Consider the following 23,586-nt stretch of genomic DNA (forward strand, 5'->3'; position numbering starts at 1 on the left):
GGCGTTTGTAGCGGCCACGCGTACATGCTCAGGCTGGAATGTGAGCGAGCAGCCCCTCGCGGATCATCTCAAGGTCGGCTTCGGTGAAACCGAGTAGACGCCGCTGTGCATAACGGACCTCTGGGGCGCCACGCTCGGCGCGATCCTTCAGCCCGTACTGGTGGACTCGCGCGATCCGCGTGACCCGGCCGGCGAAGGAAACGGTGATTGCCTGGGCGTCGCCCTTGGCGCGCAGATAGCGCACCGTGCGCAGCTTCTGGAACATCTTGATCTTGCGCCGAATACGGCCCTGCTTGCCACGCAGTTCGCGCTTCTTGCGTGGCTCGTAGGCGCTGCCGTCGGGGTTGCGCTGTGCCATCACGCGCGTCTGTTGGCTGCGCCGTAGATCGCGGGCGAGCGAACGCGCGAGGGCAGCACGAGGGCCTGGCTCGAGGGCGCGGAGAATCGGCCCTGCCCAGTCTTCCAGAGCCTGGAGGCTGTCAGCCATTGGCCGGGCGCCTGATCTGCGGTGTCTCGAGCATGACGGCCTCGGTGGGCTTCGGCGGTGTCCACTCGGCCAGCAGCTCGCCGTTGGCGAGCATCTGCATCGGCCCATCGACCTCGATGGCCTCGGTGAGCTGGGGCTCTTCCGGGTGACTCACGTCGTAGCGGCCATCCTCGCGGCGCTTGACGACGACACGCTCGGTCAGCGGCAGAACGATACCGAGATCGACCTTACGGCGGTCGAGCATGTCGGCCTCGAAGGTGATGCCGTCCTGCACCTTGGTGAGGTTGGCCAGCAGCTCCGACTGGTTCACCAGCAGCCAGCCGAGCAGCGGCAGAAACACGCTGTCGGGGTGCCCGGCGAAGTCGGTAAGGATCACCTGCAGGTCATACGCGTATTCGAAGGACAGGCTCTCGGCCGAGGTGCTGCGGACCCTGCCGTTGTCGATGAATATCACCAGGCGGTCGCCGTTGTTCCTGAGTTCCGGCACGGCGGCGAGCAGATGTGCCTTCAGACTATCGGGCTTGTTCATGGGTAGCAGCCCCTTGGGTGCGGATGATCATGTCGACCTTCGCGGCGCATTCGGCCCAGGCCAGGCCGATACGCTCGACTTCAGTCTGTAGGCCGCCGTTGTCCTTCGGTGCCGCTGACTCCAGGCTGCAGGGCGTCACGGCGGGACAGCCACTGATGATAAGCGGCCGCTCCGGTGATAGCGGGGCGCTGTTGCAGCCGGCGAGCAGCATCAGGCAGAGGCTGGTCAGCCCACTGGCGATAGGGTTCATCGTCACGTTTCAGGTCCTCGATCAAGCGTTCGCGGATGGCCAGCGCCTGGCGCAGCTGCTGCCGCTGTTGGTCCAGGTCGGCCTGGGCCTGGCGCTCGCGGGAAAGGGCGGCCTCGAGGGCCGTGATGGTGCCGGCCTGGCGGGAAAGCTGGGCGTCGCTGGCTTTCCTCGCCAGCTCGGCCTGGGCCAGTCGGGCCTGCGCCAGGTCGATGCGCTGCTGCTGCACCCACAGGAGCAGGCCGAGGACGCCGAACAGGGCGGCGCTGTACAGCACCTGGCGCAGAAGGCTCACGCGCTGGCCTCGGCGCAGTTGGCGTGTTGCTCGTAGGCCCGCGCGAGCTTGGTGTCGTAGAGGTTCCGCTTGTAGTCGGGGCCGTTGTAGAGGCGGGCGAAGTCGGCCCATTTGCGAGCCTTCAGCGCCTTGTGTAGCGCCGGGTCGGTGTCGATGAAGCGGACGAACGCTTCGAACTGGGCCGACTCGCTGCGCCCCATGGACTCGGCGAAGGCCTGCACGCTGACGTAGCCCAGGCGTTGCCAGTGGAAACCCATGATCTGGAAGGCGCCCCAACTGGCCGACTCCAGGGCGGCGGTATCGTCGATCTGGCGCGCGTTCGCCAGGCGCTGGTGCTCTGCGGTTCCACCGGCATAGCCGCCCGGGCGAGGGTTCACCAGCGCGGGGAACTGTGCGGCCAGTTGGTCGGCGGTGACCTGATCGTGGGCGGCGAGACGGCGGTACATGATGTGGCGTTCGAACAGGATTGCCGGCTTGCCGTTGCCCAGGAACCCCTGGCCGTTCGACTCGACCTGGTTGACTGCATAGATCGTCGCCATCGGCAGGCCGAGGCGAGCTCCGGCGGCGACGAGGTCGGCGTTCTGCAGCAGGTGCGAGCAGTCAGCGCCGCCGAGGGCGGACAGGGTCTTCGGGCCAGCGATGCCATCGGCGACCAGTCCATGCGAACGCTGGAAGGCACGCACCGCGTCCTCGGTGGCGGCGCCGAAGTGGCCGTCCTCGTAGAGGTTGGCGCCGGCCCAGGTGTTCAGTCGACGCTGAAGCTGGAGGACCTCTTGAGAACGGTCACCATATCGAAGGGTCATGGGGAAGGCCTCAGCAGGGCGGCGACGTTGCCGCGGGAACGGAAGATCAGCAGGCACAGCAGGGCGGCGACGATGGCGTGCCAGATGCTGACCGGTGGGCGGTAGAGCAGGATTTCCAGGCCGCAGATGGCCATGGATGCGCCGAGCAGGCTGGCGAGCAACGAGATGCTGCGGCGGAAGCGAGCGCCGCAGCGCTGGTAGCAGACCAGGCGCAGCGCTGCGGCGATATAGGCCAGGGCGGCGATCAACGGAACGGCAGTCATGAGCATGTCAGCGACCTCCTCGGATGCGGCGCCAGAGGTCGTCGAAGTCGACCTTGTCGACCCAGGCGACCGCCTTGAGGCTGAGGGGAATGACCACCAGGGCGCAGACGAAAGCAGAGAAGGCCAGGTTGGTCAGCCAGGGCACGCGTGCGAGGGCGACATCGGCGAACAGGTAGCCGACGCAGGTCGGCAGGATCAGCGACAGCAGGCGCGACCAGGCCTTCAGGTCCTGCTTCGTGCCGGTGGCCAGCCAGGCGCCGAGCAGGGCGCCGAACAGCATGCCGCCGTCGACCGGAAGGGTTACGCCCAGGCCGAGGCCCATGATGGCACCGGCCGTGGCGGTGGTGGTGAGGTCAGCCATGCGGGGTGGTTCCTTGCAAAGTGGTCAGTCCCATAGGTTCACCATCTGCCGTTCCGGGGCGGCCGTCGGAATGTCCGGCATGGTGACCTTGAGGCCAGGGGGGAGGGTGGGGCCGTGGTCGGCCAGGCCGTGGTTCGCCTCGAGGACTGCCTCGGTCACGCCGGCGGTGCGGCCGTAGAGCCGCCAGCACAGCGCCTCGACGGTGTCGTTCTGGTGGGCGATCGCGACGGCGGCCATCAGATCAGCTCCACCGTCGTGCGGGGACGCTTGAGAAAGTCGCGGATCGCCCAGCGCTGGTCGCGGCGGTAGTCGTCGATGGTGGTTGCGATGTCCTGGGCCTTGTCGTTGCCGCTGGTGGTGGTGTCGTACCAGCGGTAGCGCTCGGCCACTTCGGCGGCGGTGGCAGACTGCACTGCGCGCAGATACAGCTGCTCCAGTTCGGAGGTGTCCCGCACCTTGTCGGACGGCACCTGGGCGAGTTCGGCATAGCCGGCCGCGATCTTCTCAAGGCGCCAGGCCCGCAGCTCGCGGTTGACGCTGATCACCGCGGCAATGACTGCAACTTCGAGGCGCGCCGGATCGACGCTGGAGTCGATGCGCAGGTTCGCGCGCACATGCTCGAGCTCGATGGTGGGCCAGAAGGGATCGCTGTTGATGTGCCCGGCTGGGACCGGGCCGTTGGCGATGAATCCGCTCATGCTGCTGCTCGCTTGAGGTCGCCGGTGGTCGGGGCGTCACTGCTCAGGAAGGAGAGGACCTGGCAGATCGGCCCCGAGCCGGCGGGGCGCGGGGTACGCTCGGTCAACCGCCAGAGGCGGTCAGTTTCTTCTGGAGCCGTTCGGCGGCCTCCAAATCCTTCTTCCCGCCGCACTTGTCGTGCAGTTGGATCGCGCGCTTGAGTAGATCGATGCCGGCTTGCACCTGCCCGGGTTGGCCGGGGCTCTCTACAGAAAGGCCTTCCAGAGTGGCATGGCCGGCGGCGAGATAGAGCTTCGCGCGGGCTTCGTCGGGCATGTCGGCCTGGTCGGTGAGCAGGAGGGTGCGATGCAAGGTCGCAAGGTCGAAGCTGCCGCCGGTCTTCTGTGCCTTGAGCGCGGCCTCGGCGATTTCTTCGGCGATGACGCAGCCGGCGGTACGCGCGAAGCGGTCGGGCATGACCAGGTCGTGTGCGAGCACGTAGTCGGCGATGTCCAGGGCGCCGGCGTAATCGCCGGTATCGATGCGCCAGAGCATGACGGTGGTGACCACCTCGTCCTGGGCGCCCTTGCCGGCCTGAAGCACGCCGGAAATGTACGGCTGGTAGGCCGGCAGCAGCTCGACCTTGAGCGCTGCCTTGCCTTCGCCGGATTGGATGTTCTTCAGGCGGCTGCGATCCTGATACAGCTGGGCGAGCTGCAGCTCATAGGCGTTCGCGCCTTCCATGCCCTGGTGCGGGGCAGTGGCCGCCGCCTCTTGAGCGGCGGTCACGCGCAGGAAGTGCGCCTTGGCGGGACTGAAGGCCATGTCATCTACTCCGCGACTTCGATGTTCTCGACCAGGCAGCCGAGGCCGTAGTCCTCGACGACGTAGGCGTCATTGCTGGACTCGTAGTTCTCGATGCGGTTCTTCTCCGGTACCTCCTTCAGGTAGCGGCGGCGACCGCCGATCTGCCAGTAGAGCGACAGGTTCTTCAGGGTGGTGACCATGAGGCCCTTCTCGGGCACGTAGGGCACTTCCACCGGCGGCAGGCCACCCATGCGCTTCTGCGACAGGATGAGGTCGGTGGCGATCTTCTCGGTTGCCGGCTGGTCCTTGTTCACCATCGGGAAGTACTTGTCGTGGACCAGCTCGCGGCCGAGGATCACCACCAGGCCCGGGTCGCGGCGGTGCCAGGGATCGATCAGGCTGCTGACCACGTCGAACACCAGGGCGTCGAGGTTCTTGTAGTCGGCGTCGGCGCCGTTGCCGACTACCACCTTGCCGGTGGTCTTCCCTTCCTTCAGTACCCGTGCCGGAGCGTTGTTGCGGTACTGCTGGAACCAGCCAATGTTCACGTCCTGCAGCAGCGGGTTGGCGGCGCGGTTGGTGGTAGCCGCGGCGCTGGTGCCGTTGAAGCCGATCATCAGGCGGTCGAGGGCCTGGCGCTTGAGGATCGCGTCGCGCAGCAGGGCCTGGAACTCCGGGAACTTGGCCCAGGCGTCGAGCATGGCGTAGGTGATTGCGGTGTCGAAGTCGGTGTGCTTGCACTCGTAACGCTGATTGTCGAGCGCGGACACGTCGCGCGGCTTGCGTACACCGTCGCCAGTGGTATCGGTACGGCTGGCGATGGTGCCGCTGACACCGATGCCGATCTTCTCGCCTTGCAGCTCGTCGACGCCGTAGACGTTGATCTGCTTCAGGAACTCGCTGGACTCCTGAATGCGTTGCTCCAGCTTCTGCTGGACACTCGGCTCGACGGCGAAGGTCTGGACTGCGGAGCTCACGCCGTTGAGCTTGGCGAGTTGCGCCAGGTAGGCGTCGAACTGTTTGCGGGTTTCGTTGCGCATGGTGCTTTTCCTTTGGATACCGGGGCGGGGGACGGTTAGCAGTCGGTCAGGGCGACACTGCCGCCACCGGTGACCGGGGGCCGCTGCTGTTGGCTGTGGTCCCGGGTGCTATCGAGGGTGCTCTTGAGGTCCGCCAGTTCCTTGGTGACCTTGTCCAACTGGCTGGCCAGTTGCTGGGTCTGCTTCTTCTGCTCGCCGAGTTGCTCGCCCAGGTCGCGGCTGTGTTCGGCGATCGCTTCGACGGCCTCGCCGACCTGGCCGAACTCGGCTTGGGTGCGGGCTTCCTTGCCCTTGAGCAGTTCCTTGACCTTGGTGAACAGCGCCGCGCCGACCGAGGGTTTGTCCTCGTATTCCTCGAATTCGAGGGTGCCCTCTTCGGCAGCGCTGAACAGGGTGTCGGGGTTGGTCTTGCGGCTGGCGAGGGTCCCGTTCTTGGCGCTGAAGGACAGCGCCTCGGTGCCCAGGCTGGCGGGTGAGTCGGTGATGGCCAGGCCGACCAAGTAGGCCTTGCCGGTGTCGGCGAACTTGGGATCGATCTCGACCGAGGTGTAGACCTTCTGCCGCTGCTTGTTCAGTTCCAGCAGCGCCTGGTTGGGCTCCAGTTGGGCGAAGAGGGCGAGCTTCTTCTGCCCGTTGATGTCGATCTCTTCCGCCTTGCACGCCAGCACGTCGCCATAGGCGCCGAACTCACCAGCCGGCCAGGCCCACTTGATGTGCTCGCAGTTGATCCGCGCGCCGTAGGTGTTCGGGTCGTACTGCGCGGCCATCTGCTCGATCCAGTCGCGCTCGATGTTGCGGCCGTCCGTGGTCGCCCCTTCGACGGCGATGCGGAACCATTTGCTGCGGAATTTCTTCATGCCGGGAGTCCTCAATGCGGCTGATGTGGGGTGCATGGCAATGAGGGGCATGTTCGGGACGCGCGCGCGGCCCAGCAATCACGCGGGATTGTAGGGGGCGGAGCTACAAGGGGCGGCGCTACTGAGGGGCGAGGGTGGGCGGCAGCATCTGCGCCATGAACGCTGCCGTCGAAATTCCCATCCGTGACAACCGCCGCCAGGCCAAATTCCTGTACTGGATGGGTTGGCGTGTCTGCGACATCGCCGATCACCTGGGCGAGAAGGACAAGACCCTTCACTCATGGAAGGACCGCGACGGATGGGACCGGGCCGACAGCGTAGAACGGATCGGGGGCGCCCTGGAAGCCCGGTTGGTTCAGTTGATCCTGAAGGACGGCAAGACCGGCGGTGACTACAAGGAAATCGACCTGCTGCATCGGCAGCTTGAGCGTCAGGCGCGGATCCAGCGCTACCAGGGCGGTGGTACGGAAACCGACCTGAACCCCGAGCTTGCCAAGCGTAACGAAGGTCCCAAGCGCAAGCCGAAGCGCAACGACATCAACGAGGAACTGACCGAGAAACTGGTCGAGGCCTTCCTCGACGGTTGCTTCGACTACCAGAAAGACTGGTACCGCGCGGGTAATCAGCGAACCCGCGTGATTCTCAAGTCGCGACAGATCGGCGCCACGTTCTACTTCGCCCGCGAGGCGCTGATCGACGCGCTGGAAACGGGGCGCAACCAGATATTCCTGTCGGCCAGCAAGGCCCAAGCGCACATCTTCAAGGCGTATATCCAGGCCTTTGCGCGCGATGCGGTAGGTGTCGAACTGAAGGGCGACCCGATCATCCTGCCGAACGGCGCGGAACTGCACTTCCTCGGTACCAACGCGCGGACTGCCCAGGGCTACCACGGTAACTTCTACTTCGACGAGTTCTTCTGGACGTTCAAGTTCAAGGAGCTGAACAAGGTCGCCAGCGGTATGGCGATGCAGAAGCGCTACCGCCGGACCTACTTCTCGACGCCCAGTTCGATGGCGCATGAGGCCTACACGTTCTGGACTGGCGAGCGCTTCAACAAGGGCAAGCCGGCCGCCGATCGCATCAAGATCGACGTAAGTCATGACGCCCTGCAGCAAGGGCGGCTGTGCGAGGACCGCATCTGGCGCCAGATCGTCACGATCCTCGATGCCGAGGCCCGTGGCTGCGACCTGTTCGACATCGCCGAGCTGCGTCTCGAGTACGACGCCGAGGCTTTCCAGAACCTGCTGATGTGCCAGTTCGTCGACGACGGCGCGAGCATTTTCCCGCTGACCATGCTGCAGCCGTGCATGGTCGATAGCTGGGACCTGTGGTCGGAGGATTACAAGCCGTTCGCGCTGCGGCCGTTCGGTGATCGCCAGGTGTGGCTGGGCTATGACCCCGCCGAGACGGGCGACACCGCGGGTCTGGTGGTGGTGGCGCCGCCGGCGGTACCGGGCGGCAAGTTCCGCGTGCTGGAGCGCCATCAATTCCGCGGCAAGGACTTCGCCGAGCAGGCCGAGTTCATCCGCAAGGTGACCCAGCGCTACTGGGTCACCTACATCGGCGTCGACACCACCGGCATGGGCTCTGGCGTCGCGCAGCTGGTGCGCCAGTTCTTCCCGGGGGTGCGCACCTTCAGCTACTCGCCCGAGGTGAAGACGCAGTTGGTCATGAAGGCCTGGTCAGTGATCAAGAACGGCCGCCTCGAATTCGACGCCGGCTGGACCGACCTGGCCCAGGCGCTGATGGCTATCCGCAAGACCATCACGGCCGGTGGGCGCCAGTTCACCTATACCGCCGGCCGCAACGACAACACCGGCCACGCCGATCTGGCCTGGGCGCTATTCCACGCATTGCAGAACGAGCCGCTCGAGGGGCAGACCCCCGCGAATACCGGCCGCATGGAGATTTTCGGATGAGCAAACGTCGCAGCCACCGCCGCCAGCAGCCAGTTACAGTCCAGTCCGCCCAGGAAGGCGAGTTCATCCCGCGCCAGGGTGGCCGTGCCGAGGCCTTCACCTTCGGCGACCCGATGCCGGTGCTCGACGGGCGGGGCATCCTCGACTACCTCGAGTGCTGGTCGAACGGGCGGTGGTACGAGCCGCCGCTGTCCATGGAGGGGCTGGCCAAGGCGGTGGGGTCGAGCGTCTACCTGCAGTCGGGCCTGAAGTTCAAGCGCAACATGCTGGCCAAGACGTTTATCCCACACCGCCTGCTCAGCCGGGCGACGTTCGAGCAGTTCTCCCTGGACTGGCTGACATTCGGCTCGGCCTACCTCGAGCAGCCTCGCTCTCGCCTGGGCACGCGGATGCCGCTGCAGGCGCCTCTGGCGAAATACATACGCCGCGGCACCGATCTGGAGACGTTCTACCAGGTGCGCAGCTGGAAGGATGAGCACGAATTCGAGAAGGGCAGCGTGATCCAGCTGCGCGAGGCCGACATCAACCAGGAAATCTACGGGGTGCCGGAGTGGTTCTGCGCCTTACAGAGCGCTCTGCTGAACGAGTCGGCCACGCTGTTCCGGCGCAAGTACTACAACAACGGCAGCCACGCCGGCTTCATCCTCTACATGACCGACGCCGCACAGAACGAGGAAGACATCGACGCGCTGCGCACGGCGCTGAAGACCGCGAAGGGGCCGGGCAATTTCCGCAACCTGTTCGTTTACGCGCCGAACGGGAAGAAGGAGGGGATCCAACTGATTCCGGTCAGCGAGGTGGCGGCCAAGGACGAGTTCGGCTCGATCAAAAACATCAGCCGCGACGACCAGCTCGCCGGCCTGCGGGTCTATCCGCAACTGATGGGGGTTGTGCCGCAGAACGCTGGTGGGTTCGGATCCATCAGCGACGCGGCAGCGGTCTGGGCCAGCCTGGAACTCGAGCCAATGCAGGCGCGCCTGCAGCAGGTCAATGAGCTGATCGGGGAGGAGGTTGTGAGGTTCACTGCCTTGGGCCTGCCTTCGCTCCGTTGATCTACCGAGCTTTTGCGCGAGGCAAAAAAAAGCCCTCACTTGATGAGGGCCTTTTCGAATCTCTTTGAGTTCAGCCTGCAGCAGCTGCTGCTAGCACCTTGCATTGGCGCTCGGTGGATTTCTTCATCACGACTTTGTATACACGCTTCTTCTCTTCGGAAGACGCGTTACGAACGAATTCAGAGAATTTCGTGGTTGTGCCCGGCTTTTTCACTGTAAAAATGCTCATTTCAATCCTTAGCCTCGCTGTAAAAGCATCTGCTCAAGGGACGCGCGATCATAGGTTTCGGGGACATGGCTGTCAATCCGGTCTATGTTCGCCTCGTAAACACGGTGGGATCCGTCGTTGTTTTTCAGCAGCAGATCCACCTCTATCGACCCTCCGAAGCGTTGCTTGAGCCGATTCACGACGTCTCTCGCCGCGAAATACTGTCTCACAAACTCTTCGATCGGGATTTTTCTTCCCTCTACTCGCTCTCGAGCTTGGACAAATTCCCATGCAAGGTCAGGCCGCTGGTACACGTACAGGATTAGCACAGTCCTGCCCTTGCGCAAGGATCGCTGGATGTTCCGCTCTGCTATCTCGTAGTTGGCTAGCGTGCCGTCCAAGAGAAATGACTGTCGCTGATCCAGGGCCAAATCATGAATCTTCTCTACCAAAATAGAGACGGCAGGTTGGAACAGCCAGGAATTCCCTCCCGTGTACCCTTCGAACTCAGACCGCAATTCGTCTGGATCGATCCGTAGAACCTTTGACCCGATCTCGTCGAACTGAGACAGGAGCTCGATCGAGGCTTCTGTCTTGCCTGCCCCAGGGGACCCGGCCATGAAAACTGACACGGGGTTTTCCTCTCGAGCATATATCTGGGGGCTTGTTAGCCGCTTTGCAATGGACTTCTTGTTCGCTCTGGCGAACGCGATGGCGCCATCGCAAATTGCCTGCTCCTCAGCGCTTAACGGCATGGGACCTCCTGTCACCCATCACAGCTCAAATCTCGCCTACAACCACCGGTTGGCGCCAATCAGCTTTCTCTATCGAGAAATGCCATTTTAAAGGAAAAATGAATGGTTTTTGCGCAATTCCGCTCGGCGCGCGCAGTCGTCCCCCCGCCACGCCTCCGCTCTAAATAGACCTCTTTTTCTGCACTTCTGCACAGCGCCGCCAACGGCCCAGGCTGGGCGCTACCTTCCGATTTCCGAACTCGGAAATCCCTGCGAATCCCTGCACCAGAGGCCCTTTTCTGAGGGCGGCAAGGGGCCTTCCTGGGGGCGTTTTTCTGTTGACCCCTCGGAAAAAGGTAATTTCGGTAATTTGGGGTTCTAAGCGGGCTGTATGCCGCGTGGTTACTGGCTTTCAGCAATTACCTTGAAAGGTAATTTAGGGTAATTGGAAAGGTAATTTTTTTGTAAGCCATTGATTTATAAGGGGTTCATAAATCGGCGAGCTTACCCAGCACAAAGGTAATTCGATTACCTCAAAATTACCCTATTATTACCTTTAAAAAGCTTCTGTAAGCTATTGAATTGAAAGGAGGAAATGGCAGTTCTGAAAACGAATTACCAAAATTACCCAATTTCGATGGGTCAACATAAAACGAGGGGTTGCCAGGCGGGGCGGGCATTGGAACCTGGCTCTCTGCCGTTTGTTCGCTCTCCGTGCGCACTTGCCAGTGACGCACGCAAACGGCCCCCGAAACGGCCCCCAGCACTTGCGCTCGATGCGCCTGGGCGGCTGGAAGGCCCGGAAATACTGGAGCGGGCGAAGGGAATCGAACCCTCGTCATGAGCTTGGGAAGCTCAGGTAATGCCATTATACGACGCCCGCTCGGATGGCTTTTGCGGCCAGGGCGCCTTTTTACCAGATGCGCGGCGGCAGGTGAAGCCCGGGGCGGGGTTTTTGTTGATTTCGCTGGGTTTTTCCGCCAGGGGAGCGGGGCTCCCCGTGGCGGTGGCGGTTAGCTGGCGAGGGCGGCGAGGGGGACGCTGGCGCCGTTGGGCTGGGGGCGGTAGATCGGGTTGAGCGGCTGCGTGCGCTGCGGGCGGAGGAAGGCCAGCAGGGCGTCCTGGGTCTGTTGCCAGGCGGCCTTGTGCTCGACGTCGATGAAGTGGCCGGCATTGCGGATGGTGTGGAATTCCGCGCCGCGGATCAGTTGGCCGAACTGGCGGGCTTCGTGGGGCGTGGTGTAGATGTCCAGCTCGCCGTTCATGAACAGCACCGGGATCTCGATGCCGGCGAAGCTCTCGGTATAACTATCGGCGTTCAGGCGCAGCACTTCGCGGATATGGAAGTGCATCTGGTGGTATTCGTGCTCGTCCAGGCTGCTGACGTGGCGGAAGTTGTAGCGCTTGAACAACTGCGGCAGGTAGCGGCCGATGGTTTCGTTGACCAGGTTGCCGATCTGGGTGCGATCGCAGGCGGCGAGGTAGTCGAGGCCGCGATGCAGGTAGTCGAGCATGGCCGGGTTGAGCTGAGGCGAGAATGAGTTGACCACCGCCCTGCGGATCCGTCCGGGACGTTGCACCAGGGCCAGTAGGGTGGCGACGCCGCCCCACGAGAACGACATCACTACCTCGGCACGGAAGCGTTCGATCAGTTCCAGCAGGATCCTGGCCTCGCATTCCTTGCTGATCGGCGTGTGGTTTTCGTTATGGGGTTTGGACTGGCCGGCATACGGCTGGTCGTAGAGCACCACGTTGTAATGCGGCTGCAGGTACTTCACGGTCTGGGCGAAGGACGCTGTGGTCGACAGCGAGCCGTTGACCAGGATGATGGTCTGCTGCGCCGCGGGGTTGCCGTAGAACTCGGTGTGAATCCTGTATTGCCCGTGGATCTCGATGATGGCTGTTTCCGGCCTCATGTCGCTTCCTCCTGGAATCGTTCGATGGGAACGCGGCGACCTGCTTGTCGCGGCGAATACAAAATGCTCATGGGCAGATGAAAGCGCCTCCCAATGACAGTTGAATGTCATTCGGATGGATTTGATAAACTTTTGATTTTCAACGACTTACAGGCAAATAGAGAGCGTCCGAAATCCTCTCGGATTTTGGCGAAGCGGCTATTGGCCGGGCAGGAAAGGCCGGCGCCGAAGCGCGGGCAGTCACGCGGGCTTTCTTGGAAGTCGTTTGTGACTGGTCAGTCACAACGTGAGCGTCAGTTAAGCAGCCGGCGTGCCGGGCTGCAAGCCCTGTTTCGCTTTTGGATGGGGGAAGGGGGGCTGGAATCCGACGAAATGCCGCGAGGCAAGTACCGATGCTGCGATTTCGGGATGCCGGGAAGGAAAGGGACGGCGCGGCCGCCGCCCCGGCGGTTCATTTGAGCAGGCTGGCGATGACTTCCGGCGTACGCGCCGCACGTGCCACGGCGCAGCTCTGCGGGGCGAGGAAGCGCGAGGTTTCCAGCCACTTCGGCTGTGGGTAGTAGGCGAACACGTAGCTGCCGCGCTTGAGGGTGTTGATCAGCCGGGCGGCTACGGCCGGGCGTACCGCAGGGCAGCCCTGGCTGCGGCCCAGGCGACCGAGTCCGGGAACCACCCTGGGATCGGCGTAGGCAGCGGAATGCATGACGATGGCGCGTTCTTCGCTCTTGTCGTTGAAGCCCGGCTCCAGGCCAACCAGGCGCAGCGACTGACCATGCTTGCCGGTATAGAGCTGGCCGGTCTGGAACAGCCCGATCGACGACTGGTAGCTGTTCGGCCGGTTGGAGAAGGAGGTGGCAAGGTCATCGCCGCTGTTCTTGCCGTGGGTCACCCACTCTTCGAAGAGCAGCTTGCGGGCCTTCAGGTCGAATACCCAGAGACGCTTGTCGCGCGACGGCCGCGAGTAGTCGATCACCGTCAGCAGGCCGTTGTCGCCGCCCTGGCTGGCACTCGCGCAGGCATAGGCGGTAAGGGCCAGTTCGAGGGTCGGCAGGCTGGCCTGGGGAGCGAGTTTCTGCAGGTCCTTGGCGGAGGGAAGTGGCATGGCGAATACCGGCCCGCTGGCCAGTGCGCAAAGGGTGGCGCCCGCCAGGCTCAGCCTGCGCAGGGCGGCACGGAGGAAGGTTGGCATACGAGCAGTATTCCCATCGGTTCAGTGTGGTTTTTACCGGATGAGAGGCATTGTGCTCGATTTTTGAACAACTTGCCGACTACTTTTTAAGCGATTTCGTCGGATTGTTCGGTGTTTCCGTGGCGATCACCGTGAAATCGGAGTCGCTGTGGGTGTCCCGGGTCGAGGCCCAGTCGGTGATCACCAGGGTGCTGCCGACGTCCATGGCACCGAGCATTTCGCGGACGAAGGTCGGGTCCATGCGGATCTTGCCCAGTTGCTCGGAGGGTGTCAGGCCCTGTCCCGGGTTGCTCACCTGGACCACCGACCAGCGCAGGTTCGGCGAGGTCTCGCTGATTTCTTCCGGGGTCGGCTTTTCCAGCAGCGAGAACACCGCCATGCCGGTTTGCGGGCGTGCCGGCAACTGCACCGGTGCGGTGCCGATGCGCTGGCCGCCGCGATAGACATAGGCGCGCTGGTCGGCGCGGCTGATCAGCACCGACAACGGACCGCGTTCCGCGCCGGGGTCGTTCCAGGCGATTTCTCCGGGCTCCACCGGCAGCGTCACCGGTCGCCCGTCCGCTACCGTCGGTGCCAGCAGGCCGGGGTGGTCGACTTCCTTCGGCGCGCTGCTGGCGTTGGAAATGATTACCGTGGTGGAGCTGAATCCGGTGATGCCGTAGAGCTTCTTGGCGAACGCCATGGGCAGGCGGATGCAGCCGTGGGAGGCGGGATAGCCGGGCAGGTTGCCGGCGTGCAGGGCGATGCCGTCCCAGGTCAGGCGCTGCATGTAGGGCATGGGCGCGCTGTTGTAGAGGTCGGACTTGTGGTCGACGCTCTTTTGCAGGATCGAGAACACTCCGGTCGGGGTCTCCCGGCCCTTCTTGCCGGAGCTGAGGGTGCTGACCCCGATGGCGATACCGTTGCGGTAGATGTAGGCCTTCTGTTCGGTAAGGCTGACCACGATGGTCACTGGTCCCTGCGGGGAAACCTCAGGGTACCAGAGGTACTCGCCGGGCTTCATGCTCTTCAGCCGCGCCTTGATGTCGGCCGGCGGCAAAGGCGCGTTCGCTGGGCTGGCGGGCGCCGCGTGGAGGCTGCCGACGGCGAAGGCCAGCAGCAGTACGGCAAGGGATCTTTTCATTGGCGCTTTCTCTTGCTCCATGCGGGAAAGGCTGTCGCTCCGACAGATGCCATTCAGCTTAGCGTCGCTCGCGACGGCCGGCCAAACCCCTGCGGTCCGGCCTCTTTCGGTGGACAGGCGGCGGGCGGCGGGGTTTCACACCGAACAGATTTCTTCAGCATTCAGGGGGCGCCAGGCACCCGGCGGCAACTGCGGGTCGAGACAAATATCGCCCATGCGCTCGCGGTGCAGGCGCAGCACCTTGTTGTCGAAGTGGCCGAACATGCGCTTGACCTGGTGATAGCGGCCTTCGTGCAGGGTCAGGCGGGCGCAGCGTGGGCCGATCGGTTCGAGCTGCGCGGGGAGGGTGACCAGGTCTTCGAAGCGGAAGTGGAGGCCGGCGGCGAAGGCATCCACGTAGCGTTGGTCGATGGGCGCCTCGGTTTCCACGTAGTAGACCTTGTCGCGCCGGCTGCCCGGCAGGGTCAGGCGGCGCGACCACTGGCCATCGTTGGTCAGCAGCATCAGGCCGGTGGTGTTGTAGTCGAGACGACCGCCAATGTGCAGGTCGTCGCGCAGGTCTTCCGGGAACAGGTCGAGGACGGTCGGGTGTTGCGGGTCGCGGGTGGCGCTGACGCAGCCCATCGGTTTGTGCAGCATGTAGTAGCGCGCCGGCTTGCCAGCCTGGAGCAGCCGCTCGTCCAGTTCCACCCGGCTGAACACCCGCACCTCGTGGGTGCCGTCGCGCACCACCTGGCCGTCCACGCGCAAGCGTCCACCGGCGATCAGCATCTGCGCGTCGCGGCGGCTGAGTTCGGGCAGGTTGGCGAGGAAGCGGTCCAGGCGCATCAGTCGTCGGCGTCGGGCGGCAGCAGTTGCGCGCAGCGTGGGCAGAGGCAGGCGCGGCGGCGCAGCTCGGCGGGAATCCGCTCCAGCACGGCCGCATCGATCTCCGTGGTGAAGCACCAGCAAGCCTGGGTGGCGCTAGCGGGATAGGCCAGGGTGCAGCGGTTGGATTGCTGGCACAGCGGGCAGCGGCCTGGATCGATTTCGCTGTTCATGGCGCGGTGGATGGCTGGCGGGTGCCCAGGGTGCAGGGCCCGGCGCGCGGATGCAAGCATCGTGCGCCAGGCGGGGCGTTTCAGCGGCGAACGGCGTTGGTGATCCAGGGCTCCAGGCGCTGGCCGAAGCTGAGGTGCAGTTCCAGCGGCGCTAGCCGGTAGTTTTGTCCGTCGACCTTGGCGAATACCGCGTGCCATTGTCGTGGCACGTTGATCGCGGCGAGGTCGGTACGGCTGATGTAGCCGCCGACCAGCGTCCTGCCTCCGTCGACCGCGGACCAGGGACGCACCCGGCCCTTGACGATGGCGTAGCGCTGGCGCTCGGGGTAGCGCTGGCGCAGGGCGGCCAGGTCGAGGCCGGTGTCGACGATGAACAGTCGGCTGGCCTCTCCCTGCTCATGCTTCAGTTGGTGGCGAGCGGCCTCCATCTGGCTGGACAGCATTTCGTCCTTGGGCAGGGCCTTGCTGCGGGCGCGGGCCTCGGCCAGGCGCTCCTCGGCCAGGCGTACTTCGCGGCGATAGGCCGGGCCGTCGAGCTCCAGGACCAGCAGCACCTGTTTTTCCTGTTGGCGGCGGTAGCGCCATACGCTCTCTTCGTCGAGCGCGTCCGGGATGCTGAAACCGAGGGCGCGCATCTGCTCGGGCGGCAGCGGGGGAGCGAGGTCACTGGGCGGCTCGCTGCTCGGCGAGCGAAGCTCCAGGCGCAGTTCGACGCCACTGTTCTCTTCGCTCCAGAAACCGTAGGACCAGTTGCGCTGGAGCTCGCGCTGGCTGAGCACCAGCTTGCTTTCGGCCTCGCCGGACCGGTTCCAGGCGACGCCACCGAGGGCGGCCAGGTTCGCCGCCAGCAGCAGGAGGCTGCCGGCGATCAGGGCGTTGCGACGGTTGCGATTCATGCGTCAGTCCTCGCGGCGATGCCCAGGGGCGTGCGCAGGCGGCGCAGGACCAGCAGGATCAGCAGGGCGCTGAGGCCGAGCACCAGGAAGAACAGGTACTTCGGCATCGCTTCCCACCACCAGTCGAAGAACTTGGTGTAGAGGAAGATGACGAAGAAGGTGATCCCGGTATTGCTCACGTCCGCCCAGTTGCGTCGCGCGCCGAGCCAGATCACAAGGGCGGCGGCGACGAAGCCGGCGACCTGGTAGAGCCCCTCGATGAGCGCCGACGGTAACGCCAGGTAGCTGCCTGAGCCCCAGTTGGCCAGCACCAGCATCGGCAGGAACAGGCCGAGCAGGGCGAACACCCGGTAGATCACGGCGAAGCCGCTGAAGTTGCGCTGATCGAAGCACAGCGGCACGGCGAAGATCAGCGCGGCGGCGGGGAAGAAGTTCTCCGGTCGCTCGCCTACGCTCAGCCAGTAGCCGCCGCCCCAGGTGCCGACGCGCGCGGCGATGAAACCCATCACGCAGAGGATCGCCGCCGCCAGCAGCAGGCGGGCGTTGCACAGGTAGGCCAGGAGCAGGGCGTAGAGCGCCCAGGGCACCAGCGCCAGGTCGCTGGGGGTGACGTTGAATATCTGCCCGAGCATGGTCAGGTCGAGGACGAAGCAGGCGAACGCGACCATCGCCGCCAGCTTGCTGAAGTAGCCCGAGGCGTCCTTGGCCTGGACCCAGAGCGTGGCGAAGAACGCGGCGAAGGCGCTGCCGATCAGGATCGCCACCTGGGCGACGGTGGGGAACAGGCCCCAGAAGCGATAGAACAGCAGGAACACGCTGGCGGCGAAGGCCAGGGCGCCGAAGAACGAGGCTACCCGCATGCCCAGCGAAAGTTGCTGGCTGCGCAGGTCGTGGTCGATGTCGAAACGGTCGCGGTAGCTGTCCAGCAGGGCCAGGTGATAGTCGGCGAGTTGCCGGGCCTGGGCCGGTTCGAGGCGGAACGCCTGCTCCTGGTCGAGGCGTTGCAGCTCGCGCTGGAACACCAGGATGTCGTTGGCGCGCTGCTGTGCCTGGGCGCGGTCGATGGGTTGCATGCATGCTCCTTGAGCGGTTCCGGCGGGGCCGGCAGTCCTTGGTCCGCGCACTCTACCGAGAAACGCCGGCTGCGGTCACGTTCTGGAGGCCCGTGTCGTTGGTCGGATTCAGGGAATTTCCGTTTTTTCCTTCGGTCTCTATTGCAGCCGGGTTGCAACCGCCGCAACCGGCTTCCCGCTCCATCGGGATCTTGTCCAGGCGTGGTTCGGCTGCGTTCTGCGATGAAGGAGAATGCTGATGGTCATGCGATTGTTCGGGCTGCTACTGGCGGCCTTCCTGATGAGCGGTTGCAGCGTTCGGGTGCCGGGCGCCTACGTCGAACTGGATCCGTTCGACGATGGCTACTACGGCTACGATCGCGGCGGCCCGCCCCATTGTCCTCCGGGCCACGCCAAGAAAGGCTGGTGCTGAGCCCACTTCCATTTCCCGAGTCTTCACGTCGTATGCGCGCCTCGCGGCGTCGCCGGTCGTCCGGCCGGTCGGCAGCGGGGCCGCAGGAGGCTGCCATGTGGCGCACATTCCTGAGAGTCCCGCTTCTTCTGCTTCTCGCCAGCCTGGGTGGCTGCGCGGTGTATGACTACGACTACGATGACGGCGATTGGCGCCACTATCGCGGCCAGCCCTACGGCTACGCCTACGAAGTGCCGCGCTATCGCGTGTATGACGATGGCTGGCGCAGCGAACGGCGCTACTACTCGACGCGCTACTACGACCAACGCTACTACCCGGCGCCACGCCGCTACGATGGCCACCGCGACTACCGGCGCGAGCAATATCGCTACCAGCAGCGCTACCACGAATCGCGCCCGGCCCATCGTGGCGAGCGGCATCCGGGCAACTGGCAGCGCGGCGGCCAGCCGCAATGGCGCGGGCATTCTCCGCAACGCTGGCAACAACACGGTCGGCAGGATCGTCCGGGACACCAGGGCCAGCAGGGCGGGACACCTCGCTGGCGCAACTGAGGTGCGCAAGGAAAGGCGGCGCCTGCGGGCGCCGTCGTGCTTTCCAGTCGAAAGTGCGGACCCTCTTGGCGCATTTGCTCGGCACACTCTGCCGATACCGAAACGAGGAGGTTCCCATGAGTCATTTTCTGTCGTTCGCCAAGGGCGCCCTGGCGATGTTCTGGCTCGTCGCGCTGGTCAACCTGGCCTACCCGCTGGGCGAGTTGCATCGACCGATCCTGCTGTTGTCCGGCGTGCTGGTGCTGGTCCATGCCGCCGAGATCCTGCTGCTCAACGGGCGTCTCAAGGCGCGCCCGGCACCTTGGCTGGAGCGCCTCCAGGTGCTGCTGTTCGGCGTCCTGCACCTGCGTAGCCTCGGCTGATTTACCCAGGCTTTACTCTCGCCGCGGGCACCGCCCGCGCGCCGCGCAGTCCGATGTGCAGGTTCCGGAACAGGCAATCCTCCCGCATCCGCAGGAGAGGCCGGAACCGCACAGGAGGCGCCATGCGTCGTTTGCTTTCCCTGCTGATCCTCGTCCTGCCGCTGTCGGCCTGCGTGGTCTACGACCGCAACGACCACCGGCATCGTCCCGACTACCGCTACGAGCGCTATCACGACCGCGACCGTGACAACCGCGGGCGCGACTGGAACCGTTCCTGGCAGGAGCGCCGCGACGACGCTCGCTGGCGCTGATCCTCAGGTGGCGGCGAAGCGCCGGTCCTGTTCCAGCACCCGCTCGACGAACACTGCCGCGGCCGGCGACAGGCTGCGGCCGGCGCGGCTGACCAGACCGTAGGCGGAGCCCTTGGCGCGGGCGGGCTCGGCGCCGGCGGGCCAGGGCAGCAGCGCCAGACGGCCGGCCTCGACGTCGGCGGCAACCACGTCCCAGGGCGCCAGGCTGATCAGCTCGCTGGAGCCGACCAGGCCCTTGAGCATCAGCACGTCGTCGCACTGTATGCCGAGCGGTTCTTCGCGTTGCAGCAGGCGCGCCAGGTCGCCGCGGACTGCCTCGGGCAGGCGCGGGCCGGCCAGCGGGTAGTCGGCCAGTTGCTCGGCGCTCGGCCTCACCAGACGCAGCAACGGATGGCCGGGGCGGCAGAAGAGTACGCCGGGATACTCGCGTAGCGGGTGGATGCGCAACTGCGGATCGCCTTGCAGCTCGCGGATATCGGCGACGAAGAGTTCGACGGCGTCATCCAGCAGGCGCTGGCGTAGGGTCTGCCAGTCTTCGATGAGCAGTACGACGCGCACGCGTGGGTGGGCGCTGGAGAAACCGGCCAGTGCCTCGGGCAACAGCCGTGCGGCGGGGAAGGGACCGCCGCCCAGGCGTAGCTCGCCGCTGTCGAGATTGGCCAACTGGCTCACCGCGTTGTGCAGTGCGCGATGCCCGGCCAGCAGGCGCCGAGCGTGTTCCAGCACCAGCCGGCCGTGGGCCGTGAGGGCCACGCCGCGGCTGCCGCGCTCCACCAGGGTGCAACCCAACTGTCCCTCCAGCGCCTGGATGCTGCGTGACAGCGCCGGCTGGCTGAGATTCACCGCTTCGGCGGCGCGGGCATAGTGGCCGTGCTCGGCGAGGGCGACGAAGTGGCGGAACTGGCGTAGATCGCTCATGCGGACTCCGTATCGAATGTGGACCTGGAATGCATTGGAATTATTGCCGTGCCGCTCGGCATAGTGCCAGCCGAAGCCCACAACAATAAAACGGAGTATCCGATGAGCCGTCTGCTTGCACTCCTGGCGCTCGCCCCGCTGCTCGCCGGCGCCGCCGAAACCACCGCGCCCAAACCGCCCAGTGCCTTCACCGTCGAGGCCCAGCGGCGGGTCGAAGCGAAATTGCCCTTCGCCGACCGCGCCGACTTCGAGCGCGCCGACCGCGGCCTGATCCGGCGCCCGGAGCGGTTACTCATCCGCAACCCCGACGGCAGCGTCGCCTGGCAGCTCGGTGGCTACGACTTCCTCCTCGACGGCAAGCCTCGCGACAGCATCAATCCCAGCCTGCAACGCCAGGCCCTGCTCAATCTCAAGTACGGCTTGTTCGAGGTTGCCGAGGGTATCTACCAGGTGCGCGGCTTCGACCTGGCCAACATCACCTTCATCCGCGGCGACAGCGGCTGGATCGTGGTCGACACCCTGACCACCCCGGCCACCGCCAGGGCGGCCTACGAACTGGTCAGCCGCGAGCTGGGCGAGAGGCCGATCCGTACGGTGATCTACAGCCACGCCCACGCCGATCACTTTGGAGGCGTGCGCGGTCTGGTAGAGCCACAGCAGGTCGCCAGCGGCGCGGTGCAGATCATCGCTCCGGCCGGCTTCATGGAGGCGGCGATCAAGGAGAACGTCCTGGCCGGCAACGCCATGATGCGCCGCGCCACCTACCAGTACGGCACGCAACTGCCCAAGGGGCCGCAGGGGCAGGTCGACATGGCCATCGGCAAGGGATTGGCGCGCGGACCGCTGAGCCTGCTGGCGCCGACCCGCCTGATCGAAAGCGAGGGCGAGGACCTGGTGCTGGACGGCGTGCCGTTCACCTTCCAGAACACGCCGGGTACCGAATCGCCGGCGGAGATGAACATCTGGCTGCCGCGGCAGAAGGCCCTGCTGATGGCCGAAAACGTGGTCGGCACCCTGCACAACCTGTACACCCTGCGCGGCGCCGAGGTACGTGATGCGCTGGGCTGGAGCAAGTACATCAACCAGGCGCTGCATCGTTTCGGCAGGCAGGCCGAGGTGATGTTCGCAGTGCACAACTGGCCGCGCTGGGGCAACGCGGAGATCGTCGAGGTGCTGGAGAAGCAGCGTGACCTGTACGGCTTCCTGCACGACCAGACCCTGCACCTGGCCAACCAGGGCGTGACCATCGGCCAGGTGCACAACCGCCTGCGCCTGCCGCCCAGCCTCAACCAGGAATGGTACGACCGCGGCTACCACGGCTCGGTCAGCCATAACGCACGGGCCGTGCTGAACCGCTACCTGGGCTACTACGACGGCAACCCGGCGAGCCTCGACCCGCTCAGCCCGGAGGACTCGGCGGGCCGCTACGTGGAATACATGGGCGGCGCCGAGCGCCTGCTGGAGCAAGCGCGGGCGTCGTACGCCAGGGGCGAATACCGCTGGGTGGTCGAGGTGGTCAACAGGCTGGTCTTCGCCGAGCCGGATAACCGGGCCGCGCGCGAGCTGCAGGCCGACGCCCTGGAGCAGCTCGGCTACCAGGCGGAGAACGCCGGCTGGCGCAACAGCTACCTCAGCGCCGCCTACGAACTGCGCCACGGCGTACCGCGCGACCAGCCGACGATGAAGGCCGGCAGCGCCGATGCCCTGGCGGCGATGGACACCGGCCTGCTGTTCGACTATCTCGGCGTGCGCCTGGACGCCGGCGCTGCGGAGGGCAAGGCGCTGAGCATCAACCTGCGCCTGCCGGACATCGGTGAGAACTACCTGCTGGAACTGAAGAACTCGCACCTGAACAACCTGCGCGGCGTGCAGAGCGAGGACGCCGGGCAGACCGTGAGCATCGACCGCGCCGATCTCAACCGGCTGCTGCTCAAAGAGGTATCGGCGGTACGCCTGGTCTTCGAGGGCAAGCTGAAGAGTTCCGGCAATCCGCTGTTGCTGGGGCAACTGTTCGGCATGCTCGGCGACTTCGACTTCTGGTTCGATATCGTCACGCCGGCGGCGAAGTCCGAAGGCTGACGACGAAGGCGCCCGAGAGGGGCGCCTGGTCTTTTCAGTAGGCCACGGTGAAGCGCTGGCGATGATGACGGGGCTGCTCGGCCTCGTCGAGCATGGCTACCGCCAGGTCTTCCAGGGAAATCCGGCTCTCGCCCTTGGCGTCGAACAGAACCTGGTCGCCGCCGAGGCGGAACTTGCCGCTGCGCTGGCCGGGTTCGAGGAGCATCGCCGGGCTGAGGAACACCCAGTCCAGTCGTTGCTCGCCGCGCAGTTGGTCGAGGGCGTCGGCGGCGCCGAGGGCGCCCTGCTTCCACTGCTCGGGGAATTCCGGGCTGTCCACCAGGCGCTGGCCGGGGGCGATCTCCAGGCTCCCGGCGCCGCCGAGAACCAGCAGGCGCGGCACGCCGGAGCGTTTCACGCCGTCGAGAATGGCCTGGCTGCCGGCGGCGTGGCGGGCGCGGAGGTCGGCGCTACCCCAGCCGCCGTTGAAAGCGCTGATGACCACCTCGTGGCCTGCCACGGCGCTGGCCACCTGGGCCGGGTCGCTGACGTCCGCCTGCGCTACGCAGAGGCCGTCGCACGCCGCCAGCTTGCTCGGGTCGCGGACCAGGGCGGTCACCGCGTGGCCGCGTTGCAGGGCTTCGTTGAGGAAATAGTGGCCGACGTGGCCGGTGGCGCCGATCAGGGCGATTTTCATGCTGCACCTTCCGTTCGAGAAATGCCGCAGAGCGGCGTCGATCAGCATCATCCGCCCTGCGCTCGCCGGGATAAACCGCTGCGCGGGGGATGCACTCGTTAGCCCAGCTTAATAATCAGACCTCCTCGCTGTCGCTCATCAGGGTCAGGCTGCGGGCCACGGCGAGGGCGATGAACAGGACCCCGATCACTCCTTCGCTGCCGGCCAGCAGGCGCGCCAGCGGGTTGATCGCCTGGATGTCGCCATAGCCCACGGTGGTCAGGGTCACCAGGCTGTAGTAGACGAAGGTATCCAGGCCGAGTGCGCCATGGCTGGCGATGAAGCTGGCCGGCTGCATCTGTTCGACCATGTAGTAGGCGAGAGCGAAGGCCAGCGCCATCTGCAGGTAGAGCGCGCAGAGTCCGTAGAGCAGCTCGTGGGTCACCGGGCGCTCCTGGGTGACGCGGCGGAACAGCGCGGCGAACAGGGTCAGGTACAGCAGGATCAGGCTCAGCCCGCGCAGCAGGCCGGGCGGCAGGCTGGAGTAGGGACTGCTGAAGTCCGCAGTGGTGTACAGGGCCAGGCTGAACAGGCCGAAGAAGGCCGTCAGGTAGACCAGCGGACTGCGTCTGCGCAAGGTGTTCATCCCGGCCAGCACCAGCAGCAGGAGGCTGCCGAGCACCCGTGGCTTGGTGCTCGACGGCAGGCCGAGGATCGCCGTGAACAGCACGGTGGAAAAGAACAGCAGGCGGAAACGGTAACGCAGCAGCAGGGCGTTCAA

At 65.2% G+C, this 23,586-nt stretch carries 30 protein-coding genes, 1 tRNA gene and 1 pseudogene; 7 read left to right on the forward strand and 25 right to left on the reverse strand.

The window, feature by feature from the left end:
- Window positions 1–28: 28 nt before the first annotated feature.
- From JHD77_RS14890 to JHD77_RS14940, 12 genes and pseudogenes are all read right to left on the reverse strand, one after another.
- A complete protein-coding gene (locus JHD77_RS14890) occupies window positions 29–487 on the reverse strand; it encodes a phage virion morphogenesis protein (protein WP_024007655.1) in 459 nt (152 codons plus the stop codon).
- Entirely contained in the window at window positions 480–1,016 is a 537-nt protein-coding gene (locus JHD77_RS14895; RefSeq protein WP_024007654.1) for a phage tail protein, read from the reverse strand. The genes JHD77_RS14890 and JHD77_RS14895 overlap by 8 nt, the downstream gene beginning before the upstream one ends.
- The gene (gene lysC, locus JHD77_RS32365; RefSeq protein WP_024007653.1) at window positions 1,000–1,272 is read right to left on the reverse strand and encodes an Rz1-like lysis system protein LysC; all 273 of its coding nucleotides are present in this window, start codon (window positions 1,270–1,272) and stop codon (window positions 1,000–1,002) included. Before lysC ends, JHD77_RS14895 begins: the two co-directional genes overlap by 17 nt.
- A pseudogene (lysB, locus tag JHD77_RS14900) lies at window positions 1,196–1,669 on the reverse strand (Rz-like lysis system protein LysB); the annotation flags it as partial. The pseudogene lysB and the gene lysC, both read right to left, overlap by 77 nt.
- Entirely contained in the window at window positions 1,555–2,361 is an 807-nt protein-coding gene (locus JHD77_RS14905; protein WP_058172991.1) for an N-acetylmuramidase domain-containing protein, read from the reverse strand. The pseudogene lysB and the gene JHD77_RS14905, both read right to left, overlap by 115 nt.
- Window positions 2,358–2,630, reverse strand: coding sequence for a phage holin family protein (locus JHD77_RS14910; RefSeq protein WP_058172992.1), 273 nt, complete (start codon window positions 2,628–2,630; stop codon window positions 2,358–2,360). The genes JHD77_RS14905 and JHD77_RS14910 overlap by 4 nt, the downstream gene beginning before the upstream one ends.
- A 1-nt stretch (window position 2,631) precedes the next feature.
- A complete protein-coding gene (locus tag JHD77_RS14915; protein WP_003098379.1) occupies window positions 2,632–2,985 on the reverse strand; it encodes a putative holin in 354 nt (117 codons plus the stop codon).
- Between the two features lie 24 nt (window positions 2,986–3,009).
- Window positions 3,010–3,222 carry a tail protein X gene (locus JHD77_RS14920; RefSeq protein ID WP_058172993.1) on the reverse strand — a complete coding sequence of 71 codons (213 nt, stop codon included), beginning with the start codon at window positions 3,220–3,222 and terminating at the stop codon, window positions 3,010–3,012.
- Complete coding sequence (locus tag JHD77_RS14925; RefSeq protein WP_058172994.1) at window positions 3,222–3,683, reverse strand: head completion/stabilization protein; 462 nt, start codon at window positions 3,681–3,683, stop codon at window positions 3,222–3,224. Before JHD77_RS14925 ends, JHD77_RS14920 begins: the two co-directional genes overlap by 1 nt.
- Window positions 3,684–3,786: 103 nt before the next feature.
- Entirely contained in the window at window positions 3,787–4,488 is a 702-nt protein-coding gene (locus JHD77_RS14930) for a phage terminase small subunit (RefSeq protein WP_191519324.1), read from the reverse strand.
- A gap of 5 nt (window positions 4,489–4,493) precedes the next feature.
- A complete protein-coding gene (locus tag JHD77_RS14935; RefSeq protein ID WP_023127746.1) occupies window positions 4,494–5,510 on the reverse strand; it encodes a phage major capsid protein, P2 family in 1,017 nt (338 codons plus the stop codon).
- A 35-nt stretch (window positions 5,511–5,545) separates the two neighbouring features.
- Window positions 5,546–6,367, reverse strand: a complete 822-nt coding sequence (locus tag JHD77_RS14940) for a GPO family capsid scaffolding protein (RefSeq protein ID WP_015967183.1) — start codon at window positions 6,365–6,367, stop codon at window positions 5,546–5,548.
- A gap of 155 nt (window positions 6,368–6,522) precedes the next feature.
- Here JHD77_RS14940 and JHD77_RS14945 point away from each other — a divergent pair, with 155 nt between their 5' ends.
- Together JHD77_RS14945 and JHD77_RS14950 are read left to right on the forward strand one after the other, a co-directional pair.
- Window positions 6,523–8,286 carry a terminase ATPase subunit family protein gene (locus JHD77_RS14945; protein WP_058173075.1) on the forward strand — a complete coding sequence of 588 codons (1,764 nt, stop codon included), beginning with the start codon at window positions 6,523–6,525 and terminating at the stop codon, window positions 8,284–8,286.
- Window positions 8,283–9,338: a phage portal protein gene (locus tag JHD77_RS14950; protein ID WP_058172995.1), complete on the forward strand. Its 1,056-nt coding sequence runs from the start codon at window positions 8,283–8,285 to the stop codon at window positions 9,336–9,338. The genes JHD77_RS14945 and JHD77_RS14950 overlap by 4 nt, the downstream gene beginning before the upstream one ends.
- 70 nt (window positions 9,339–9,408) lie before the next feature.
- Here the strand turns inward: JHD77_RS14950 and JHD77_RS14955 are convergent, their stop codons facing one another.
- The 10 genes from JHD77_RS14955 to JHD77_RS15000 form a co-directional block, all read right to left on the reverse strand.
- A complete protein-coding gene (locus JHD77_RS14955) occupies window positions 9,409–9,567 on the reverse strand; it encodes a hypothetical protein (RefSeq protein WP_162836249.1) in 159 nt (52 codons plus the stop codon).
- A gap of 8 nt (window positions 9,568–9,575) precedes the next feature.
- Window positions 9,576–10,301, reverse strand: coding sequence for a zeta toxin family protein (locus JHD77_RS14960; protein ID WP_048521442.1), 726 nt, complete (start codon window positions 10,299–10,301; stop codon window positions 9,576–9,578).
- Between the two features lie 788 nt (window positions 10,302–11,089).
- Window positions 11,090–11,163 (reverse strand) — tRNA-Gly (locus JHD77_RS14965).
- A gap of 130 nt (window positions 11,164–11,293) precedes the next feature.
- Window positions 11,294–12,196 (reverse strand): (R)-3-hydroxydecanoyl-ACP:CoA transacylase, encoded by a 903-nt coding sequence (gene phaG, locus JHD77_RS14970; protein WP_014603238.1) that lies wholly within the window; start codon window positions 12,194–12,196, stop codon window positions 11,294–11,296.
- 451 nt (window positions 12,197–12,647) lie between these two features.
- Window positions 12,648–13,385: a murein L,D-transpeptidase catalytic domain family protein gene (locus JHD77_RS14975; protein WP_003085453.1), complete on the reverse strand. Its 738-nt coding sequence runs from the start codon at window positions 13,383–13,385 to the stop codon at window positions 12,648–12,650.
- Window positions 13,386–13,464: 79 nt separating this feature from the next.
- Entirely contained in the window at window positions 13,465–14,508 is a 1,044-nt protein-coding gene (locus tag JHD77_RS14980; protein WP_003098363.1) for a L,D-transpeptidase, read from the reverse strand.
- Between the two features lie 135 nt (window positions 14,509–14,643).
- The gene (locus JHD77_RS14985; RefSeq protein WP_003098362.1) at window positions 14,644–15,336 is read right to left on the reverse strand and encodes a pseudouridine synthase; all 693 of its coding nucleotides are present in this window, start codon (window positions 15,334–15,336) and stop codon (window positions 14,644–14,646) included.
- Window positions 15,336–15,548 carry a cysteine-rich CWC family protein gene (locus JHD77_RS14990; protein ID WP_003098360.1) on the reverse strand — a complete coding sequence of 71 codons (213 nt, stop codon included), beginning with the start codon at window positions 15,546–15,548 and terminating at the stop codon, window positions 15,336–15,338. The genes JHD77_RS14985 and JHD77_RS14990 overlap by 1 nt, the downstream gene beginning before the upstream one ends.
- 80 nt (window positions 15,549–15,628) lie before the next feature.
- A complete protein-coding gene (locus JHD77_RS14995) occupies window positions 15,629–16,444 on the reverse strand; it encodes a DUF4824 family protein (RefSeq protein ID WP_031756370.1) in 816 nt (271 codons plus the stop codon).
- Window positions 16,441–17,517, reverse strand: coding sequence for a DUF2157 domain-containing protein (locus JHD77_RS15000; RefSeq protein WP_003114162.1), 1,077 nt, complete (start codon window positions 17,515–17,517; stop codon window positions 16,441–16,443). Before JHD77_RS15000 ends, JHD77_RS14995 begins: the two co-directional genes overlap by 4 nt.
- A 232-nt stretch (window positions 17,518–17,749) precedes the next feature.
- Here JHD77_RS15000 and JHD77_RS15005 point away from each other — a divergent pair, with 232 nt between their 5' ends.
- The 4 genes from JHD77_RS15005 to JHD77_RS15020 all read left to right on the forward strand — a co-directional run bounded on the left by JHD77_RS15005 (window position 17,750) and on the right by JHD77_RS15020 (window position 19,153).
- The gene (locus JHD77_RS15005) at window positions 17,750–17,929 is read left to right on the forward strand and encodes a hypothetical protein (RefSeq protein ID WP_003098355.1); all 180 of its coding nucleotides are present in this window, start codon (window positions 17,750–17,752) and stop codon (window positions 17,927–17,929) included.
- A 95-nt stretch (window positions 17,930–18,024) separates the two neighbouring features.
- Window positions 18,025–18,480 (forward strand): hypothetical protein, encoded by a 456-nt coding sequence (locus tag JHD77_RS15010; protein ID WP_003114164.1) that lies wholly within the window; start codon window positions 18,025–18,027, stop codon window positions 18,478–18,480.
- A gap of 116 nt (window positions 18,481–18,596) precedes the next feature.
- Complete coding sequence (locus JHD77_RS15015; protein ID WP_003085479.1) at window positions 18,597–18,842, forward strand: DUF1145 domain-containing protein; 246 nt, start codon at window positions 18,597–18,599, stop codon at window positions 18,840–18,842.
- Between the two features lie 122 nt (window positions 18,843–18,964).
- Window positions 18,965–19,153, forward strand: a complete 189-nt coding sequence (locus tag JHD77_RS15020) for a hypothetical protein (protein ID WP_003098351.1) — start codon at window positions 18,965–18,967, stop codon at window positions 19,151–19,153.
- Between the two features lie 3 nt (window positions 19,154–19,156).
- Here the strand turns inward: JHD77_RS15020 and JHD77_RS15025 are convergent, their stop codons facing one another.
- A complete protein-coding gene (locus tag JHD77_RS15025) occupies window positions 19,157–20,071 on the reverse strand; it encodes a LysR family transcriptional regulator (protein WP_003116515.1) in 915 nt (304 codons plus the stop codon).
- Between the two features lie 102 nt (window positions 20,072–20,173).
- Between JHD77_RS15025 and JHD77_RS15030 the strand changes: the two genes are divergently transcribed.
- Window positions 20,174–22,150: an alkyl/aryl-sulfatase gene (locus tag JHD77_RS15030; protein WP_031756373.1), complete on the forward strand. Its 1,977-nt coding sequence runs from the start codon at window positions 20,174–20,176 to the stop codon at window positions 22,148–22,150.
- 34 nt (window positions 22,151–22,184) lie between these two features.
- Here the strand turns inward: JHD77_RS15030 and JHD77_RS15035 are convergent, their stop codons facing one another.
- Together JHD77_RS15035 and JHD77_RS15040 are read right to left on the reverse strand one after the other, a co-directional pair.
- Window positions 22,185–22,826: an NAD(P)-dependent oxidoreductase gene (locus JHD77_RS15035; protein ID WP_031756374.1), complete on the reverse strand. Its 642-nt coding sequence runs from the start codon at window positions 22,824–22,826 to the stop codon at window positions 22,185–22,187.
- A gap of 115 nt (window positions 22,827–22,941) precedes the next feature.
- A complete protein-coding gene (locus tag JHD77_RS15040) occupies window positions 22,942–23,586 on the reverse strand; it encodes a potassium channel family protein (RefSeq protein WP_003085490.1) in 645 nt (214 codons plus the stop codon).

The organism is Pseudomonas sp. P20 (assembly GCF_016463925.1).
GTDB classification, from domain to species: domain Bacteria; phylum Pseudomonadota; class Gammaproteobacteria; order Pseudomonadales; family Pseudomonadaceae; genus Pseudomonas; species Pseudomonas aeruginosa.

Excerpts from the sequence above, each read along its gene's own strand:
- JHD77_RS14895 (WP_024007654.1), bottom strand. The coding sequence starts at position 1,016 with ATGAACAAGCCCGATAGTCTGAAGGCACATCTGCTCGCCGCCGTGCCG.
- JHD77_RS15015 (WP_003085479.1), top strand. The coding sequence starts at position 18,597 with ATGAGTCATTTTCTGTCGTTCGCCAAGGGCGCCCTGGCGATGTTCTGG.
- JHD77_RS14920 (WP_058172993.1), bottom strand. The coding sequence starts at position 3,222 with ATGGCCGCCGTCGCGATCGCCCACCAGAACGACACCGTCGAGGCGCTG.
- JHD77_RS14975 (WP_003085453.1), bottom strand. The coding sequence starts at position 13,385 with ATGCCAACCTTCCTCCGTGCCGCCCTGCGCAGGCTGAGCCTGGCGGGC.
- JHD77_RS14955 (WP_162836249.1), bottom strand. The coding sequence starts at position 9,567 with ATGAGCATTTTTACAGTGAAAAAGCCGGGCACAACCACGAAATTCTCT.
- JHD77_RS14890 (WP_024007655.1), bottom strand. The coding sequence starts at position 487 with ATGGCTGACAGCCTCCAGGCTCTGGAAGACTGGGCAGGGCCGATTCTC.
- JHD77_RS15025 (WP_003116515.1), bottom strand. The coding sequence starts at position 20,071 with ATGAGCGATCTACGCCAGTTCCGCCACTTCGTCGCCCTCGCCGAGCAC.
- JHD77_RS14905 (WP_058172991.1), bottom strand. The coding sequence starts at position 2,361 with ATGACCCTTCGATATGGTGACCGTTCTCAAGAGGTCCTCCAGCTTCAG.
- JHD77_RS14910 (WP_058172992.1), bottom strand. The coding sequence starts at position 2,630 with ATGCTCATGACTGCCGTTCCGTTGATCGCCGCCCTGGCCTATATCGCC.
- JHD77_RS14930 (WP_191519324.1), bottom strand. The coding sequence starts at position 4,488 with ATGGCCTTCAGTCCCGCCAAGGCGCACTTCCTGCGCGTGACCGCCGCT.
- JHD77_RS15000 (WP_003114162.1), bottom strand. The coding sequence starts at position 17,517 with ATGCAACCCATCGACCGCGCCCAGGCACAGCAGCGCGCCAACGACATC.
- JHD77_RS14925 (WP_058172994.1), bottom strand. The coding sequence starts at position 3,683 with ATGAGCGGATTCATCGCCAACGGCCCGGTCCCAGCCGGGCACATCAAC.
- JHD77_RS14940 (WP_015967183.1), bottom strand. The coding sequence starts at position 6,367 with ATGAAGAAATTCCGCAGCAAATGGTTCCGCATCGCCGTCGAAGGGGCG.
- JHD77_RS14915 (WP_003098379.1), bottom strand. The coding sequence starts at position 2,985 with ATGGCTGACCTCACCACCACCGCCACGGCCGGTGCCATCATGGGCCTC.
- JHD77_RS14960 (WP_048521442.1), bottom strand. The coding sequence starts at position 10,301 with ATGCCGTTAAGCGCTGAGGAGCAGGCAATTTGCGATGGCGCCATCGCG.
- JHD77_RS14990 (WP_003098360.1), bottom strand. The coding sequence starts at position 15,548 with ATGAACAGCGAAATCGATCCAGGCCGCTGCCCGCTGTGCCAGCAATCC.
- JHD77_RS14985 (WP_003098362.1), bottom strand. The coding sequence starts at position 15,336 with ATGCGCCTGGACCGCTTCCTCGCCAACCTGCCCGAACTCAGCCGCCGC.
- JHD77_RS15035 (WP_031756374.1), bottom strand. The coding sequence starts at position 22,826 with ATGAAAATCGCCCTGATCGGCGCCACCGGCCACGTCGGCCACTATTTC.
- JHD77_RS15030 (WP_031756373.1), top strand. The coding sequence starts at position 20,174 with ATGAGCCGTCTGCTTGCACTCCTGGCGCTCGCCCCGCTGCTCGCCGGC.
- JHD77_RS15020 (WP_003098351.1), top strand. The coding sequence starts at position 18,965 with ATGCGTCGTTTGCTTTCCCTGCTGATCCTCGTCCTGCCGCTGTCGGCC.
- phaG (WP_014603238.1), bottom strand. The coding sequence starts at position 12,196 with ATGAGGCCGGAAACAGCCATCATCGAGATCCACGGGCAATACAGGATT.
- JHD77_RS15005 (WP_003098355.1), top strand. The coding sequence starts at position 17,750 with ATGCTGATGGTCATGCGATTGTTCGGGCTGCTACTGGCGGCCTTCCTG.
- JHD77_RS14995 (WP_031756370.1), bottom strand. The coding sequence starts at position 16,444 with ATGAATCGCAACCGTCGCAACGCCCTGATCGCCGGCAGCCTCCTGCTG.
- JHD77_RS14935 (WP_023127746.1), bottom strand. The coding sequence starts at position 5,510 with ATGCGCAACGAAACCCGCAAACAGTTCGACGCCTACCTGGCGCAACTC.
- JHD77_RS14980 (WP_003098363.1), bottom strand. The coding sequence starts at position 14,508 with ATGAAAAGATCCCTTGCCGTACTGCTGCTGGCCTTCGCCGTCGGCAGC.
- JHD77_RS15010 (WP_003114164.1), top strand. The coding sequence starts at position 18,025 with ATGTGGCGCACATTCCTGAGAGTCCCGCTTCTTCTGCTTCTCGCCAGC.
- JHD77_RS14945 (WP_058173075.1), top strand. The coding sequence starts at position 6,523 with ATGAACGCTGCCGTCGAAATTCCCATCCGTGACAACCGCCGCCAGGCC.
- JHD77_RS14950 (WP_058172995.1), top strand. The coding sequence starts at position 8,283 with ATGAGCAAACGTCGCAGCCACCGCCGCCAGCAGCCAGTTACAGTCCAG.